Here is a 15,277-nt window from a genome sequence, read left to right on the forward strand (position 1 = left end):
GAATTCCTGAAATTATTGCTAAACGTTTTTTTGATATTGTTAACGATTTTCGCCATTATTGTTAAATATTCTTAAAAATCATAACAATGAATCGAGATGCTCAACTGGCTTTTTGTAAAAAATGTACCAATCGCGAAATGAATTTGAAAGAAGGTTTACTTTGCGGAATCACCAGTCAAAAAGCCTCTTTTGAAAGTACGTGTATAGATTTTAAAGAAGATCCTTCAGTAAAAATTGTTGCTCACGAAACAGAAGGTTTAGAGCTAAGTCAGGTAATAGAAAAACTTTCTGAAGAAGATTTAGATTATATAAAAAGTCAGGAGAATTTAATTCCGGCGGTCATATGCGGTGCAATAGCGGGCTTAATAGGTGCTATTTTATGGGGGATGATCACGGTAGCTACAGATTTTCAAATAGGCTATATGGCTGTTGCTATCGGAGCAGGGGTTGGTTACACTATTAGATTAGTTGGTAAAGGTGTAAGTCAGATCTTTGGTTTTTGGGGAGGAGCGATTGCTTTTGTTTCAGTTGTTTTAGGAAATATCTTTAGTATTATGGGGGTGATTGCAAATGCTCAGGATATCAGCCTTCTGGAAACAATGTTATATTTAGATTACACTTATCTTCCAGAATTGATGTCAGAAACGTTTAGTCCTATTGATTTGCTTTTTTATGGTATTGCTATTTATGAAGGTTATAAGTTTTCATTTCGCGTTCTTACCCAAGAGGAATTAGAGAAAATTAGAATTGAAAATTCTAATCAATAAATATCGAATTACTACTAGATTGCTTTTGTTTTAATTAGACAGGTACTTTTCACTTTTTTTGTAACCTGGTATTGTAGGTTGTAAGACACTCAATTATATTTTTTCATTGCGTTGAAACTAATTTTAAAACTCAGTTATCATCCCTATAATAAGGAAGAACTAGACCCCACATTGAAAATAATGCACCAATGAGCGTAAAACAAATCAGAAACTATTGTGCGTTAGACTCTGGTTCTAAAGAGCTATTGAAAAGCGCTATGGAAAACTTAATCTTTCCGCAAGAGTGTATGATCGTATTTTAAAAGTATCCAAAACAATAGCAGATCTGGAAACTTCATCTCAAATAGAATCACACCACATTACCGAAGCAATTCAAGATTGAAGCTTAGATCGTGATGGTTGCTTGTGGTTAATAATTTTTTTTGATGAATGTGCATCAAAATTCAAAAATCGTTAAATAAAACCTAATACTTTTGTAACTTTTAAACTTTAAATGCGTCTTTTCTAAAAGTTTTAGGAACGTATTCAACATTTATTAATCAAAAATTAAGATCAATGATCAAAACAAAATGGACTCCGCTGGCGCTAATGCTGTCGTTGTTTGTGGCAACCCTGGTTTCTTGTGAAGATAAAGAAACCGATAAGGATGTCGCAGATGCAAAGCTATCTATCGACTATGAAAAGTATGAACTTGAGAACGGCTTAAATGTAGTACTTCATCAAGACAAGAGTGACCCTATTGTTTCTGTAGCTATTCAGTATGGTGTAGGATCTAACCGTGAGAAAAAAGGGCGTACCGGATTTGCTCACTTATTTGAGCATATGCTTTTTCAGGAATCTGAAAATGTTCCGCAAGATCAATTCTTTAAGACCATTCAGGATGTAGGTGGTACTCTAAATGGCGGTACCTGGCAAGATGGTACTGTTTATTACGAAGTTGTACCTAATAATGCACTTGAGACTGTTCTTTGGTTAGAATCAGATCGTATGGGTTTCTTAATCAATACAGTTACAGAATCTGCTTTTGCTAATCAGCAAGAAGTAGTTCAGAATGAAAAACGTCAGCGAGTAGATAACAATCCTTACGGGCATACCAGTTGGGTAATTGACAAGAATTTATTTCCTGATGGGCACCCATACAGCTGGCAGGTAATTGGTGAACTTGAAGACCTTCAGAATGCGACCGTAGCAGATGTCAAGGAGTTTTATGATAAATTTTATGGTCCTAATAACGCTACTCTGGTTATTGCCGGAGACTTTGAAGAAGGAAAAGCTAAAGAACTTGTAGAGAAGTATTTTGGTGAAATTAAAAAGCGTCAAGAGGTTACTCCTTTAGATGTTATGAATGTAACGCTTGATGAAACCAAGCGCCTGTATCATGAAGATAATTTTGCTACAGCGCCTCAACTCAATATGGTTTGGCCTACCGTGGAGCAGTATACAGACGATGCGTATGCATTAGATTTTTTAGGTGAGATTCTTTCTGATGGAAAAAATGCACCGCTATATCGCGTTCTGGTTGAAGATATGGAATTGGCCTCACAGCCTTATGCGTGGAATGGTTCTGACCAGATCGCCGGAAAATTTAGAATTTCGGTTACTGCAAATTCTGGTGTGGATTTAGACAGTGTAGAAACCGGTATTACTAAAGCATTTGCACTTTTTGAAGAAGAAGGTGTAAAAGAATCAGATATTGAACGTATAAAAGCAGGTTTAGAAACCGATTTTTATAACGGAATAAGTAGCGTTTTAGGTAAATCTTTCCAACTGGCACAATATGATGTATTTACCGGTGACCCTGGTTTTATTGAGAAAGATATCGAGAATATTAAAGCAATTACCGCTGAAGATGTAATGCGCGTTTATGATAAGTATATTAAAGGAAAACCTTTTATACTAACCAGTTTTGTACCTAAAGGTCAAGTGGAATTAATAGCTGAAAATTCTGAAAAAGCAGAAGTTGTAGAAGAGGAAATCACAGAAAATGTTGAAACAGAGGTTGTAGATGCTGATGTAGAGATCGAAAAAACACCTTCTAAATTTGATCGTTCTGTAGCTCCTAAAATGGGTGAAACTCCAAAACTGAACATTCCGGATTCCTGGACAGCTAACTTACCCAATGAGATGGAAGTTTATGGTATTGTTCAGGATGAGCTGCCCTTGGTAAACTTTAGTTTGGTAATAGATGGGGGACATTTATTAGATGACCTTAGTAAAAATGGTGTTGCAAATCTAATGAGCGACATTATGATGGAAGGTACAGCGACAAAAACACCGCTTGAGCTTGAAGAAGCGATAGATCGTCTTGGAGCAAGTATTAACATGTACACAACAGATGAATCTATAGTTTTAAGAGGAAATACCCTTGCTCGTAATTTTGATGCAACAATGGCACTGGTACAGGAGATCTTATTAGAACCACGCTGGGATGAAAAAGAATTTGCACGTATCAAAACCAGCACCATCAATGGGATCAAACGTTCTGACGCAAACCCTAATGTGATTGCAAACCGCGTTTATAATAAAATGCTGTATGGGGAGAATCATCCGCTTGCACAACCTACTTCAGGTACAGTTGAGTCTGTCGAAGCGATTACTATTCAAGATTTAAAAAACTACTATAACAAGTATATTTCACCATCTGTGAGCCGTTTCCATATAGTAGGAGATATTTCAGAAAGTCAGGCGCTAGCTGCTTTAGACGGATTGAAAGAAAACTGGGAAGCCAAAAAAGTTACAATTCCTGAGTTCCCTATTAAGAATGATCGTGATAAAGCATCTTTATATTTTGTAGATGTTCCTAACGCAAAACAATCTGTTATTAATATTGGTTATATAGCGATGCCTCGCACAGATAAAGATTTCTATCCTGCCGAAGTAATGAATTATAAATTAGGAGGTTCCTTTAGCGGTAATGTGAATCTGATTCTACGTGAAGAAAAAGGATATACCTACGGTGCCCGTTCCGGGTTTAGCGGAACAAAAATCCCAGGTACGTTTACTGCTTCTTCAAGTGTAAGAACCAATACGACCGGTGAATCTGTTTCTATCTTTAAAGATGAAATAGCTAACTATAAAGCAGGGATTTCTGAAGAGGATCTGGCATTTACTAAGAATGCGTTAATCAAATCAAATGCAAGACGCTTTGAAACACAAGGTTCATTATTGGGAATGCTTCAGGAACGTAGTGCTTACGATCTTGACCCTAATTACATCGCTGAAGAAGAAGCTACAATCAATAATATGACTTTAGAGCAGCACAAAGAATTGGCTAACAAATATCTTGATGAGTCTAAAATGGCTTATCTGGTTGTGGGTGATGCAGCAACGCAGTATCAGCAATTTAAAGATATGGGCTTTGATGAAGTGATGCTTTTAGATAAAGAAGGAAACGAAGTAACGCTTGAAGAAATTAAGAAGTAATTATCTCCAAAATAATTCATTTGAAACCCCAAAGCTTCGCAAGAATCTTTGGGGTTTCTTATTTACTGCATATGTATAGATAATACTAAGACTTTGATGATTGTAGACTTTTATTATTTTACCTTTTGATATTTATAACTACAGCCCTCGGTACAAATGGGACCGCTAGTAGGAGTAAGTAAAAAAGTTTTTGATTCATATGCTATAGAATAAGTTATTAATCCATCTTCATTTGCTGCTGTAGGCTCAAAATCAGGACAAACATATTTTAAAGTCAATGTAGAATCTTCTATTGAAAAAGTTCCCCGAGTACATTCTGTATAACGATTAGAAGAAAAGGTGCCATTTGATAGAAATTGAATTTCTTCTCCATCTTCTATCTCAATCCAATATTGAGGTCCACCTGAACTTATAAAAGCTTCTGTGTTTTGCCAGATACCATTTATTAGCTCTTCAGACTCATTTTGAGTTTCATTTTCCACATCGCATCCTATGAACATAAATAGTAAAGCGATTATTGACAATTTTAGATTCATCTTTTGCGTTTCATTAAAGATGCCTTATAAGGTTAAAGGTTGTGTCTAAGGGACTTTAGAAAAAATAATTATTTTATAAGATCTAAATACTGTTCTTCATTACCCTTTAATTTTGAGGCCATTCAACCCGAAATTTGATTTCAAAATTTACAGATTCATCTTTTAGAATGATTTCACTAGGGCGAATCATATTATATTCTTTTAGGTCTAGAATTCTATAATCAGGAAAGTCAGGGAATAAAGATTGTCCCATATTTCCGCCATCATCGTCTCCAATACCTACCCTAATTTGTTTATTTAAATCTATATAAAGTTCTTCTTCACTAAAATCAAAAAAGAGATTAGATTGATTCGGGTAGGAGTCTGATGTAAACCATCTGTAATTTGAATACTCTGTGCCGCCAAAACGATCGTTAAGTTTTGATCTGTGAAGTGCAATCCCAACATCTGCGAGCCTATTTATATCTGTATCTGTAAACTCCGGATCCCAGGTCTCATTCATTCTGTAGAACGAGATCACTTCAGCAGACAAAATGCGTACGGCGTTTCCACGAGTAACAGTAATGGTTTCACTAAAGGGTACAACCTGGCCGTAAATATCTGTGACCAAAAAATCAAGATTGCGCGTTCCTAATGTTGTATAGCTAAAATAAAGCTTAACCGAAGTTCCTAAACCATTGGGTTCTCCTGATGATTTTGCTGAATTGGATACATTGCCATCATCAGTTACCTCAATTTCTTGAATAGGATTTGACGTTGTAATCTCTACTTCTAATATATAATCAATAAAAGGAGTAGCAGTATTGGTTTTAATTTGTACAACTAGTGCAGGATTTTCAGGTACAGAAATTTCTTCTGAATCGTCAGAAGTATCGCAACTTATAAATAAAATTATAACTAAAAGTGACCAAAGTAAAGGGCTATTCTTCATCAAACTATTTTATATTTCTAGCTCGAAAAGTAATTCTTAATCGACAATAATTATTCTTAATAATTGTTAATTCGGTTTATCTCCCATAATGGCTTCTCCTTTTACCAGCCAACTGAAACCAAAAGCTTCAACCGCTAATGCTTCCATCCAGAATGTAAGTTTTAATCGGTTGTAAGTTTCCGGAGATATAATGTCAGTCAATCCTAAAATAATAACAACAAGCGCAACGATCATAACGATTCCGCAGATGCGGTAGACTTTATTGCGACGTACTTTCTCTTCGCAGCGTTTCCCTTTTGGGATCTTTGATTTTACAAACAAAAAGAGCGACATAAAAGCCAATGAAACTAAAAATACAGCTGCGGCTACATAATGAAAAGTCGATCTCCAACCTTCTTGTGATTCGTCAAAATATGTGACTGCATAAGGCATTGCTGCATCGCAACACAACTCTGCAAGATTATTAGTAGGGAAAAATGCAACACACAATGCAGCAACCCCTGCGATATTAGAAACCCAAAAATCAACCGGTTCTTCACCGCTGTAAACAATTAGAAAAATACCTATAAGACTAACAGTCACCGTAAATAGAGTAGCAGCGCGTGTGTAATAATAATGACTTATAGATTCTAACGGTCCGGTCATTTCAAATACCGTTAGAGAGCTTGCTAATAATAAAACAGGAAGCAGCATCCCCGCTGTACCCACAATTTTACGCAGCGTTTTACCCTGGTGTAACCAAACTCCATTATCTGAAGCGTAATTGAGGTTGAGCGATTCACTTAGCGTTTGTGACTTTTGATCTTTCATTAGCGCATGTTTTTACTTTTCCTTTCTAAATTAAGGATTTAAAATTGAGTAAGTTATATCTAAAATGCAAGGTTTTTCAATTATTGTAAAACCTTTTATAGCCTTATCATTAGTCCTGTAGCTTCATAATTTTTATATTTAAGAGCTTAAGCCTTTATATGCGAAATCCTTTAAAAAATATAGGTCCGGGGGCATTAGTTGCCGCGGCATTTATAGGTCCTGGGACTGTAACCGTTTGTACCCTAGCGGGGATTCAGTTTGGTTTTGCGCTTTTGTGGGCGATGACACTTTCTATTATCGCGACAGTAGTTTTGCAAGAAACATCTGCTCGTATAGGTCTGGTGACGCAAAAAGGGCTTTCTCAAGTTTTAAGAGCGCAATTACCTGATGGGATTTTACGCAAGTTTATTTTAGGATTGGTATTAGCAGCGATTGTTATAGGAAATGCCGCTTATGAGGGCGGAAACATCAGCGGTGGGGTTTTAGGCTTACAAGCCCTTGGAAATAATGGTGTTCTTAACATGGGTTCATTTTCGATCAATTGGTATAGTTTATTGATAGGGGCTATAGCGTTTGTGTTATTATTTATAGGAAATTATAAAGTTTTAGAAAAAGTCTTTCTGATTATGGTCATCTTGATGAGTGTGTCTTTTGTGGTAACCGCCATCCTGACAAAACCTGATCTTTTAGCATTATTAAAAGGAAGCTTGATTCCTTCATTTCCTGACGGAAGTATTTTGATGATCGTGGCTTTAGTAGGGACTACTGTAGTGCCTTATAACTTGTTTTTGCATGCATCTCTCGTTAATCAAAAATGGAAAAATAAAAAGGATTTACCAGCAGCAAGACGTGATACCATTGTCGCCGTTATTTTGGGTGGTTTGGTCTCTATGTGTGTCATTGTAGCAGCTTCAGCTTTAAACGGTTCTGCCGTTACCGGAGCAACGGGTCTCGCGCAGAGCCTGGAGCCTTTATATGGGAGTGCGGCAAGGTATTGCATAGGTTTAGGCTTATTTGCAGCCGGTATAACCTCTGCAATAACAGCACCTTTGGCGGCAGCTTATGTGGCTCAGGGATGTCTCAAATTGGGTGAAGGTTTAAAGTCTACTTATTTTAGAATGACCTGGATGATCATTTTGATTTTGGGAGTTGGTCTGGCAGCTTTTGGAATCAAACCTGTTGAGGTCATACAGTTTGCTCAAGTTGCTAACGGAATTTTACTTCCCGTAATCGCCGGTATTCTGATCTGGTTGGCAAACAGAAGTGAACTACTGGGATCTTATCGAAATTCTAAATTAAAAAATACAATCAGTATTTTTATTTTAGTAGTAACTGTTATTTTGGGTGGAAGAGCAATTCTAAATGTATTTGGATTGATATGAGTATAAGGACGACAATAGATGTCAATTGTGATTTAGGAGAAGGTATAGGTAACGAAGCAGATTTAATGCCGTTTATCAGTTCGTGTAACCTCGCTTGTGGAGGTCATGCTGGGGACGAAGCAACAATTGATAAAGTTGTCAAGCTGGCTAAGTGCAATGCTGTTGGAGTAGGAGCCCACCCTTCTTTTCCTGATCGAGCTAATTTTGGACGTGTTGAACTCAAAATACCTTTTTATCAACTTGAAAGCTCTTTAAAAGAACAAATAGATCGCGTTAAGAAAGCTTGTCAAACTCATAAAATCGAGATGCATCACATAAAAGCACACGGTGCTCTTTATAATTTGTGTGCCAGTCACGCAGTTTATGCTGAATTTTTTATTGATTTTATAGCTCGTTTTTATCCTGATACACCGGTTTATGTGCCATTTAATTCTATACTATCTCAACGGGCTCAGGGAAAAATCAAACTGCTCTTTGAAGCATTCGCAGATCGGAATTATGAAGCAGACGGAAGCCTTGTTTCTAGAGCCAAACCCCACGCGTTAATCAAAGATGAAAAAAAGCTTTTTAAGCACGTTTTAAACATGGTGAAAAGGAATGAAATTCATACCGTTTCTGGGACTGTTTTGAGTACAAAAATCGATACAATTTGTGTTCATGGAGATACTCCAAAAGCGGTAACTCTTGCGTGTTATTTAAAGCAACAATTAGAGAAAAATAACCTGAAAATACAAACAGTAATTTGCAAATAAAACCAAGCATAAACAGACTGGGGGAAAAGGCGATTTTATTGCAGTGGGACTTCAATATAACGCCAGAAAACTTAAACTGGTTGTTGAGCGTAAAACAAATTTTACAGCAACAAATAGTTAAATCAAAAGTTCAAGTGGTGAACACATATAATTCATTATTAATAATTTACAACTATTCAATAGAAAATATTTATAATGATTTTAGAGCTTTAAAAAGCTATGACTTTACAGGGATTAGTTCTGAAGATTTTAAAGGCAAGCTTTACAGACTGCCGGTTTGTTATGATGTTGAATTTGGGTTGGATTTAGATGAACTTGCGCGAAGAAATTCATTAACTATATCAGAAATAATACACTTGCATACACAGCCTATTTATACACTTTATTTTATGGGCTTTTTACCAGGATTTTTATATCTGGGTGGGATGAATGAACGGCTTAAGATTTCACGTAAAAATGAGCCTAGAAAATCGGTGTTAAAAGGTGCTGTGGGAATCGCCGAAAATCAAACAGGAATTTACCCGAATAGCAGTCCGGCGGGATGGCAAATTATAGGAAATTGCCCTGTGGAATTATTCAATGCACACACTGAAAATCCGTGTCCATTTAAAGCTGGCGATCAAATTCAATTTTATTCAGTTTCCAAACAGGAATACGCTAAAATTAAACAGAAAATAGAGGATGGAATATTTGAATTAAAACCAGAATCTCATGCCTAAAATTGAACTCATAAAAGCTGGTTTTTACACTACGATTCAAGATTTAGGGAGGTTGCATGCTGCTCAATATGGTGTGCCCAAGAGTGGTGTTATGGATAGTTTTTCAGCAAAAAAAGCAAACTTACTTCTTAATAATGAATCAGATGCTGCTGTTCTAGAGATAACGATGACTGGCCCAACATTGAAATTTCAATCTAAAACACAAATAGCGGTCTGTGGAGCCATCTTTGACATGTATTTAGATGAGGAGCCCATAACAAATGCTAAAGCATTTCAGGTTAATTCTGGTTCTGTTTTACGTTTTGGCGGCTTAAAAAAAGGATTGCGTTGCTATTTTGCTGTGCAGGGAGGTGTCAAGACTGAGGTAGTTTTAGAAAGTCGAAGTCAATACCCCACCATAACTTCTGCTTCACGACTTGTTAATGGTGATGAATTAGAAATAGATTCCCTTGGGAATTTAGCTATTGCGAGCGCTCGAGTTAATTTTGAGGATCAAGAATTATTCAGCAATACTATACCCGTTTTTAAAGGACCTGAATTTGAGTTATTACCTCAAAAACTTCAGAAAAAACTCTTTACTGATAATTTCACATTAACTCCAGAAGGAAACCGGATGGCAATTCCATTTAGGGAATTATTTAAAAACGATCTTAAAGGTATTCTAACCGGGCCGGTGATACCGGGAACGGTACAGCTCACACCAAACGGGAATCTTATCGCATTGTTGAGAGATTGTCAAGTTACTGGTGGTTATCCGCGTGTGCTTCAAATTTCAGAAATGGGAATTTGCAAACTTGCTCAAAAGAAACCGGGAGATCGGGTTAATTTTCACCTTAGTGAACTTGACTAAAGTTTTAGGTTTAAATTTTAGAAAACCTTAAAAACGTATCCCAATAACCAGTAAAGTATTGCAAAAACTACAATTGTACCAATACAACCGCATCTTCCACCACCAATTTTCTTTGCACCATAACCGGCGATTAAAGCTCTGATTATATTTTTCATAATGTCTATTAATTAGTTAAGTAATCCGCTAATATAATATCATTCTATTAGTGGTTGCTATGTTTTATACAGATTAACAATACTTTATATAAGCCTTATGTAGGCAGTTATAGGCATTTCGTAATTTTAAAATTCAAATATGAAATTATGGAATTGAAACAATTGGGAAATTCATCTTTATACGTACCGCCGATAGTTTTTGGTGGCAACGTATTTGGGTGGACGGCAGATAAAAAAACGTCTTTTTATTTATTAGATGCATTAGTAGAGCGTGGTTTAAACTTTATTGATTCTGCCAATGTGTATTCTTATTGGGCTGAAGGAAACGAAGGAGGAGAGAGTGAAGCCATACTAGGCGAGTGGATGAAAGAACGGAAAAACCGCGATAAAGTTATTGTTGCAACTAAAGTAGGAAGCCCTATGGGAAAGGGAAGTCCAGACCTTTCTAATGCGTATATCAATGAGCAAATAGATTTAAGTTTACAGCGTTTACAAACAGATTATATCGATCTGTATTTTAGTCATAAATATGATGACAGTACGCCACAACTCGAAACCTTAAAAACCTATAACTCGCTGATCAACTCTGGTAAAGTTCGTGAATTGGGCGCTTCTAATTTTCCGTTGGCAGTTTTACGAGAAGCTTTACAGATTTCTGAAGATGAAAACCTGCCACGATATGAAGTTATTCAACCAGAATATAATTTACTGGAGCGTTCTCATTTTGAGGGGGAATATCAGCGCTTTTGTATTGAAAATAATCTTGGGGTAATTAGTTATTTCACTCTGGCAAGTGGTTTCCTTACCGGTAAATATACTGATACAGCTGATGCTTCGGGAAAAGAGCGAGAGCGTTTTATAAAGAAATATTTTAATGATGAAGGAACAGCTGTTTTAAAAGCTTTAAAAACACTTTCAGATAAATACAATTGCTCTCAAGCTGGCGTAAGTATTGCGTGGACCATGGCTCAACCCGGAATCTCCGCACCCATTGTAAGCGCTACTAAAGAATCTCAATTAAAAGCATTTGATGAAGCTCTAAAATTGAATTTTGATGCTGAAGACTTACAGATTTTAGAGAAAGTAAGTCGTGAAAAAAATACCGTTGGTCGCTAAAAAGATTGTAGAAAATTTATTTTAAGCGTATAAAACTGTTAAAAATTACATTTTATTAAATTTAAGAAACGCTGTTAAGAATTTCTTAACAGCGTTTCTTTTTGCTGAGTCTTAAATTGGCGCAACTCTAATATAAAAAAATGAAATTAAAACTTTACCCTATTGCAGCTTTTACGTTTGCAATGCTTACGGTTGTTTCATGCGCCAGTACTAAACAAAATAAAAAGAACGGTACCGCAGCAACTTCCGAAGAAAAAAAAGACAAAAAAGATGACTTAAAGCCTTACGATAAAGTCATAACCAAAGAAGCTGTCTCAGATTCTGGTCTTTTTACTATTCACAAAGTAGATGAAGATTACTTCTACGAGATACCAGATAGCCTATTTACTCGTGAGATGCTCATGGTAAGCCGTATTGCTAAGACCGCATCAGGCTTAGGTTTTGGTGGAGGAAAAGCAAATACTCAGGTTCTACGTTGGGAAAAACGCGACAAGAAGGTTTTATTGCGTGTTGTCTCTCATCAGATTTTTGCTGCAGATTCATTACCTATTCATGAGGCTGTAAACAATTCTAATTTTGAACCGGTACTTTTTTCTTTTGATGTAAAAACAGTAGGAAAAGATTCAACGAGTACGGTAATTCAGGTTAATGATTTATATACCGATGATGTTCAGGCAATGGGCATTCCTAGCTATTATCGGGAAGAATATAAAGTGCGTAATGTAGATAAAGGAAGAGGCTATATTGAAAGTCTAAAAAGTTATCCTTTAAATATTGAAGCACGGCACGTAAAAACATACAATGCTGGTAACCCTCCAAGTAATGAAAGTGTAGGTTCTATTACTGTAGAAATGAGTAACAGTATGGTGTTATTACCTAAAAAACCTATGGAGCGTCGTTATTTTGATAAGAGGGTAGGTTGGTTTGCACGTGGTCAGGTAGATTATGGTCTTGATGCTCAAGAAAGTAAAACAGTGCGTTACTTAGACCGCTGGAGGTTAGAAGTAAAACCAGAAGACGAGGCTAAATTTAAAGCTGGTGAACTGGTAGAACCTAAGAAGCAGATCGTTTATTACATAGACCGTGCAACTCCAAAAAAGTGGATTCCATTTATTAAGCAAGGGATCGAAGACTGGCAGGTAGCTTTTGAAGCAGCCGGATTTAAAAATGCGATAATTGCAAAAGAGGCTCCTTCTGTAGCAGAAGATCCAGAATGGTCTCCGGAGGATGTTCGTTTTTCTACAGTACGTTACTTAGCATCACCTATCCCTAATGCAAATGGACCACACGTAAGTGACCCTCGTAGTGGTGAGATCTTAGAATCTGATATCAACTGGTATCACAATGTTATGACGCTTTTGCGTAACTGGTATTTCGTTCAAACCGCAGCAATTAATCCTGAAGCACGCGGTGTGGCCTTTAAAGATGAGATTATGGGACGTTTAATTCGTTTTGTTTCTTCTCACGAAGTAGGACATACACTCGGTTTACCTCACAATATGGGTAGCAGTGTTGCTTATCCTGTAGATTCATTGCGTTCTAAAAGTTTTACAGAAAAATATGGGACAGCGCCTTCAATTATGGATTATGCACGCTTTAACTACATCGCACAACCGGGTGATGAGGGCGTTTCTATGATGCCTAACATTGGTATTTATGATAAATATGCTATCAACTGGGGTTATAGACCTATCCTTGATAAAAAAGGAATGGAAGAAAAACCCATCCTGGATCAGTGGATTTTAGAACATGCCGGTGACCCTATGTATCGTTTTGGAGCACAGCAGTGGGATATAGTTGACCCAAGCTCTCAGACTGAAGATCTTGGTGATGATGCTGTTAAAGCCAGTAATTATGGTATTGAGAACTTAAAACGTATTGTTCCTAATTTGATAAAGTGGACCGCTGAAGATGGTAAAAATTATGATGATTTAGAAACACTTTATGGTCAGGTTTTAGCTCAGTTTAACCGCTATATGGGACATGTGAGTAATAATATAGGTGGTGTTTATGAGTATAACAAAACCTACGATCAAGAAGGTGTAGTTTACATACCAGTACCAAAAGAACGACAGAAAGAAAGTATGGAGTTTTTACAAAACCAACTTTTTACAACACCAGAGTGGATGGTAGATACCCAAATTTTAAATCGAATTGAAAGTGACGGAAATCTTGAGCGCGTTAGAAGCGTACAGGAGCGTACATTGAACAATGTTCTAGATTTTGGAAGAATGGGGCGTATGATTGAAAATGAAACCTTAAACGGAAAATCTGCATATACGCTAACTGAAATGATGAATGATCTAAGAAGTGGTATTTTTAGTGAATTACGTAGTGGTAAAAAAATAGATACGTATCGTCGTAATTTACAACGTGCTTATGTAGAACGTCTGGAGTACTTATTGACTAAAGAGCAAGAGGGCCGTAGCAACGCAACTCGTGTAAATGTGAGTCAGTCTGATATTAGAGCAGTTTCTCGTGCAGAGTTAAATACGTTAAGAAGTTTAGTAACTCGTGCTATTAGCCGCACAGGTGATAGCTTAAGTCGTTATCATTTACAAGATTTGAGAGAGCGTATAGATCTTATTTTAGATCCGAGATAATTGGATTTAACTATCAATATTAAAAGACCGGCAATTTGCCGGTCTTTTTGTTTTCAAAAGATTTAGCATAGCATCTTTAAAATTAATTTTCAGAAACTCTTTTAAGGTTATATAGCTGCTCAGCTTCCGTTACATTAGGAAGCTCTTCGGTATTCTTTTTTTGATTGAATTTTGTAAATAGGGGGTATATGAGTCCGCATCCTAAAAGCCCTAAAGCTAAGATAACCAAGGTATAGAGGTCTGCTATCTGATTTCCGGCAGATAAAATTCCTAAAATCAAAACAACAGAAAGCGGAAACGACAATGCCAGAATATTAATCGCAAAATTCTGATTGAATGTTTTTCTGCTATTCAAAACCCGCTTTTCCTGAGCGTCAACTGCAGCTATATGTGCAAATGGCCAAAAGCTACAAGCGCTCAATCCAAAAGCCAAAAGCAGCAATCTATCTTCAGCTATACCTATATCTGCAAATACTATTAATCCTATAGCTAAAAAAACTACGATACCAGCTCTTACAAGAAGTAAAGAAATAATTTCAGCAAATTGACGTTTTTTGATGTTTACTGAAAGTCCAATAAATAACAAAACAAGCGGAGTCATTAATAAACTCAATCTGCTTAAACTCTCACTGAATAAAAAGGGAATACTGTTCATATTTATTCCTAAAAACAAAAGGATTAGCGCAGCAGCTATAAAAAGATTTACAGGCTCAGAGACCATTGCCATACAAAGGCTTTTAAATTTTGCTCCGGTAGATCTATTTGTGATGTTCTGGGTTTTATAATGCCAATTCATCGCCACCAAATACAATATTAAAAGCACAAATAGTTTATTCCCAAGATCTGCCATTGCTGCTTTAGCAAGAAAGCCTTCGCCCAGATACTCCAATATAAAAGGAAAACAACTCAACCCCGGTGCTAAAGAGGGGATAAGCATTTGTGCAGTTCTGTAATTAGGACTGTCTTTTTTTATTCCAATAAATGGAAAAAGAAAAGGGGTGACAAGAAATAAAAAAAAATTGAGTACTAATGCTATACCGGGTAGAACAAGTAGAGATACCTCTACATTTACCGAAAGCAGTGCTATAAAGATTGTAGCCGGAAGTGCCAGATTTAAAATAATCATCTTGATACCGGCTAGTTCTTTTTTCTCCTTAATTTTTAATTTTAGAAGTAAACCTAAACCTATAAAAAGTAAGAAAAGCAATGTCTTTTGTACATTGACATCCATAA

At 36.4% G+C, this 15,277-nt stretch carries 13 protein-coding genes and 1 pseudogene; 9 read left to right on the plus strand and 5 right to left on the minus strand.

The window, feature by feature from the left end:
- Positions 1-86 precede the first annotated feature (86 nt).
- From DSM03_RS08285 to DSM03_RS08295, 3 genes and pseudogenes are all read left to right on the plus strand, one after another.
- Positions 87-767, plus strand: a complete 681-nt coding sequence (locus DSM03_RS08285; protein ID WP_128760906.1) for a hypothetical protein — start codon at positions 87-89, stop codon at positions 765-767.
- Between the two features lie 170 nt (positions 768-937).
- Positions 938-1,149, plus strand: a pseudogene (locus DSM03_RS08290) (magnesium chelatase subunit ChlI family protein); the annotation flags it as partial.
- A gap of 173 nt (positions 1,150-1,322) precedes the next feature.
- Positions 1,323-4,190 carry a M16 family metallopeptidase gene (locus DSM03_RS08295; RefSeq protein ID WP_128763089.1) on the plus strand — a complete coding sequence of 956 codons (2,868 nt, stop codon included), beginning with the start codon at positions 1,323-1,325 and terminating at the stop codon, positions 4,188-4,190.
- Between the two features lie 113 nt (positions 4,191-4,303).
- Here the strand turns inward: DSM03_RS08295 and DSM03_RS08300 are convergent, their stop codons facing one another.
- The 3 genes from DSM03_RS08300 to DSM03_RS08310 all read right to left on the minus strand — a co-directional run bounded on the left by DSM03_RS08300 (position 4,304) and on the right by DSM03_RS08310 (position 6,467).
- Positions 4,304-4,690: a hypothetical protein gene (locus DSM03_RS08300; protein ID WP_128763090.1), complete on the minus strand. Its 387-nt coding sequence runs from the start codon at positions 4,688-4,690 to the stop codon at positions 4,304-4,306.
- Positions 4,691-4,832: 142 nt separating this feature from the next.
- On the minus strand, positions 4,833-5,657 hold the full coding sequence (locus DSM03_RS08305; RefSeq protein WP_128763091.1) for a hypothetical protein: 825 nt from the start codon (positions 5,655-5,657) through the stop codon (positions 4,833-4,835).
- Positions 5,658-5,723: 66 nt separating this feature from the next.
- Positions 5,724-6,467: a hypothetical protein gene (locus tag DSM03_RS08310; protein ID WP_128760902.1), complete on the minus strand. Its 744-nt coding sequence runs from the start codon at positions 6,465-6,467 to the stop codon at positions 5,724-5,726.
- 158 nt (positions 6,468-6,625) lie between these two features.
- Here DSM03_RS08310 and DSM03_RS08315 point away from each other — a divergent pair, with 158 nt between their 5' ends.
- Genes DSM03_RS08315 through DSM03_RS08330 form a run of 4 tightly spaced genes read left to right on the plus strand, consistent with a single transcriptional unit; the run spans position 6,626 to position 10,170 of the window.
- Complete coding sequence (locus tag DSM03_RS08315) at positions 6,626-7,849, plus strand: Nramp family divalent metal transporter (RefSeq protein WP_128760901.1); 1,224 nt, start codon at positions 6,626-6,628, stop codon at positions 7,847-7,849.
- Positions 7,846-8,601, plus strand: a complete 756-nt coding sequence (gene pxpA, locus DSM03_RS08320; protein WP_128760900.1) for a 5-oxoprolinase subunit PxpA — start codon at positions 7,846-7,848, stop codon at positions 8,599-8,601. Before DSM03_RS08315 ends, pxpA begins: the two co-directional genes overlap by 4 nt.
- Entirely contained in the window at positions 8,592-9,320 is a 729-nt protein-coding gene (gene pxpB / locus DSM03_RS08325; RefSeq protein ID WP_128763092.1) for a 5-oxoprolinase subunit PxpB, read from the plus strand. The genes pxpA and pxpB overlap by 10 nt, the downstream gene beginning before the upstream one ends.
- A complete protein-coding gene (locus DSM03_RS08330) occupies positions 9,313-10,170 on the plus strand; it encodes a 5-oxoprolinase subunit C family protein (RefSeq protein WP_128760898.1) in 858 nt (285 codons plus the stop codon). The genes pxpB and DSM03_RS08330 overlap by 8 nt, the downstream gene beginning before the upstream one ends.
- A gap of 17 nt (positions 10,171-10,187) precedes the next feature.
- On the opposite strand, the gene DSM03_RS19035 is transcribed toward DSM03_RS08330, so the two are convergent.
- A complete protein-coding gene (locus DSM03_RS19035) occupies positions 10,188-10,325 on the minus strand; it encodes a hypothetical protein (protein ID WP_164918219.1) in 138 nt (45 codons plus the stop codon).
- 147 nt (positions 10,326-10,472) lie between these two features.
- On the opposite strand from DSM03_RS19035, the gene DSM03_RS08335 reads away from it, so the two are divergent.
- Positions 10,473-11,441, plus strand: a complete 969-nt coding sequence (locus DSM03_RS08335) for an aldo/keto reductase (protein ID WP_128763093.1) — start codon at positions 10,473-10,475, stop codon at positions 11,439-11,441.
- Between the two features lie 140 nt (positions 11,442-11,581).
- Positions 11,582-14,044 (plus strand): zinc-dependent metalloprotease, encoded by a 2,463-nt coding sequence (locus DSM03_RS08340; RefSeq protein ID WP_128763094.1) that lies wholly within the window; start codon positions 11,582-11,584, stop codon positions 14,042-14,044.
- A gap of 82 nt (positions 14,045-14,126) precedes the next feature.
- On the opposite strand, the gene DSM03_RS08345 is transcribed toward DSM03_RS08340, so the two are convergent.
- Positions 14,127-15,275, minus strand: coding sequence for an AEC family transporter (locus tag DSM03_RS08345; RefSeq protein ID WP_128763095.1), 1,149 nt, complete (start codon positions 15,273-15,275; stop codon positions 14,127-14,129).
- Positions 15,276-15,277 lie beyond the last annotated feature (2 nt).

This window comes from Leeuwenhoekiella aestuarii (assembly GCF_004104055.1).
Lineage (GTDB): Bacteria > Bacteroidota > Bacteroidia > Flavobacteriales > Flavobacteriaceae > Leeuwenhoekiella > Leeuwenhoekiella aestuarii.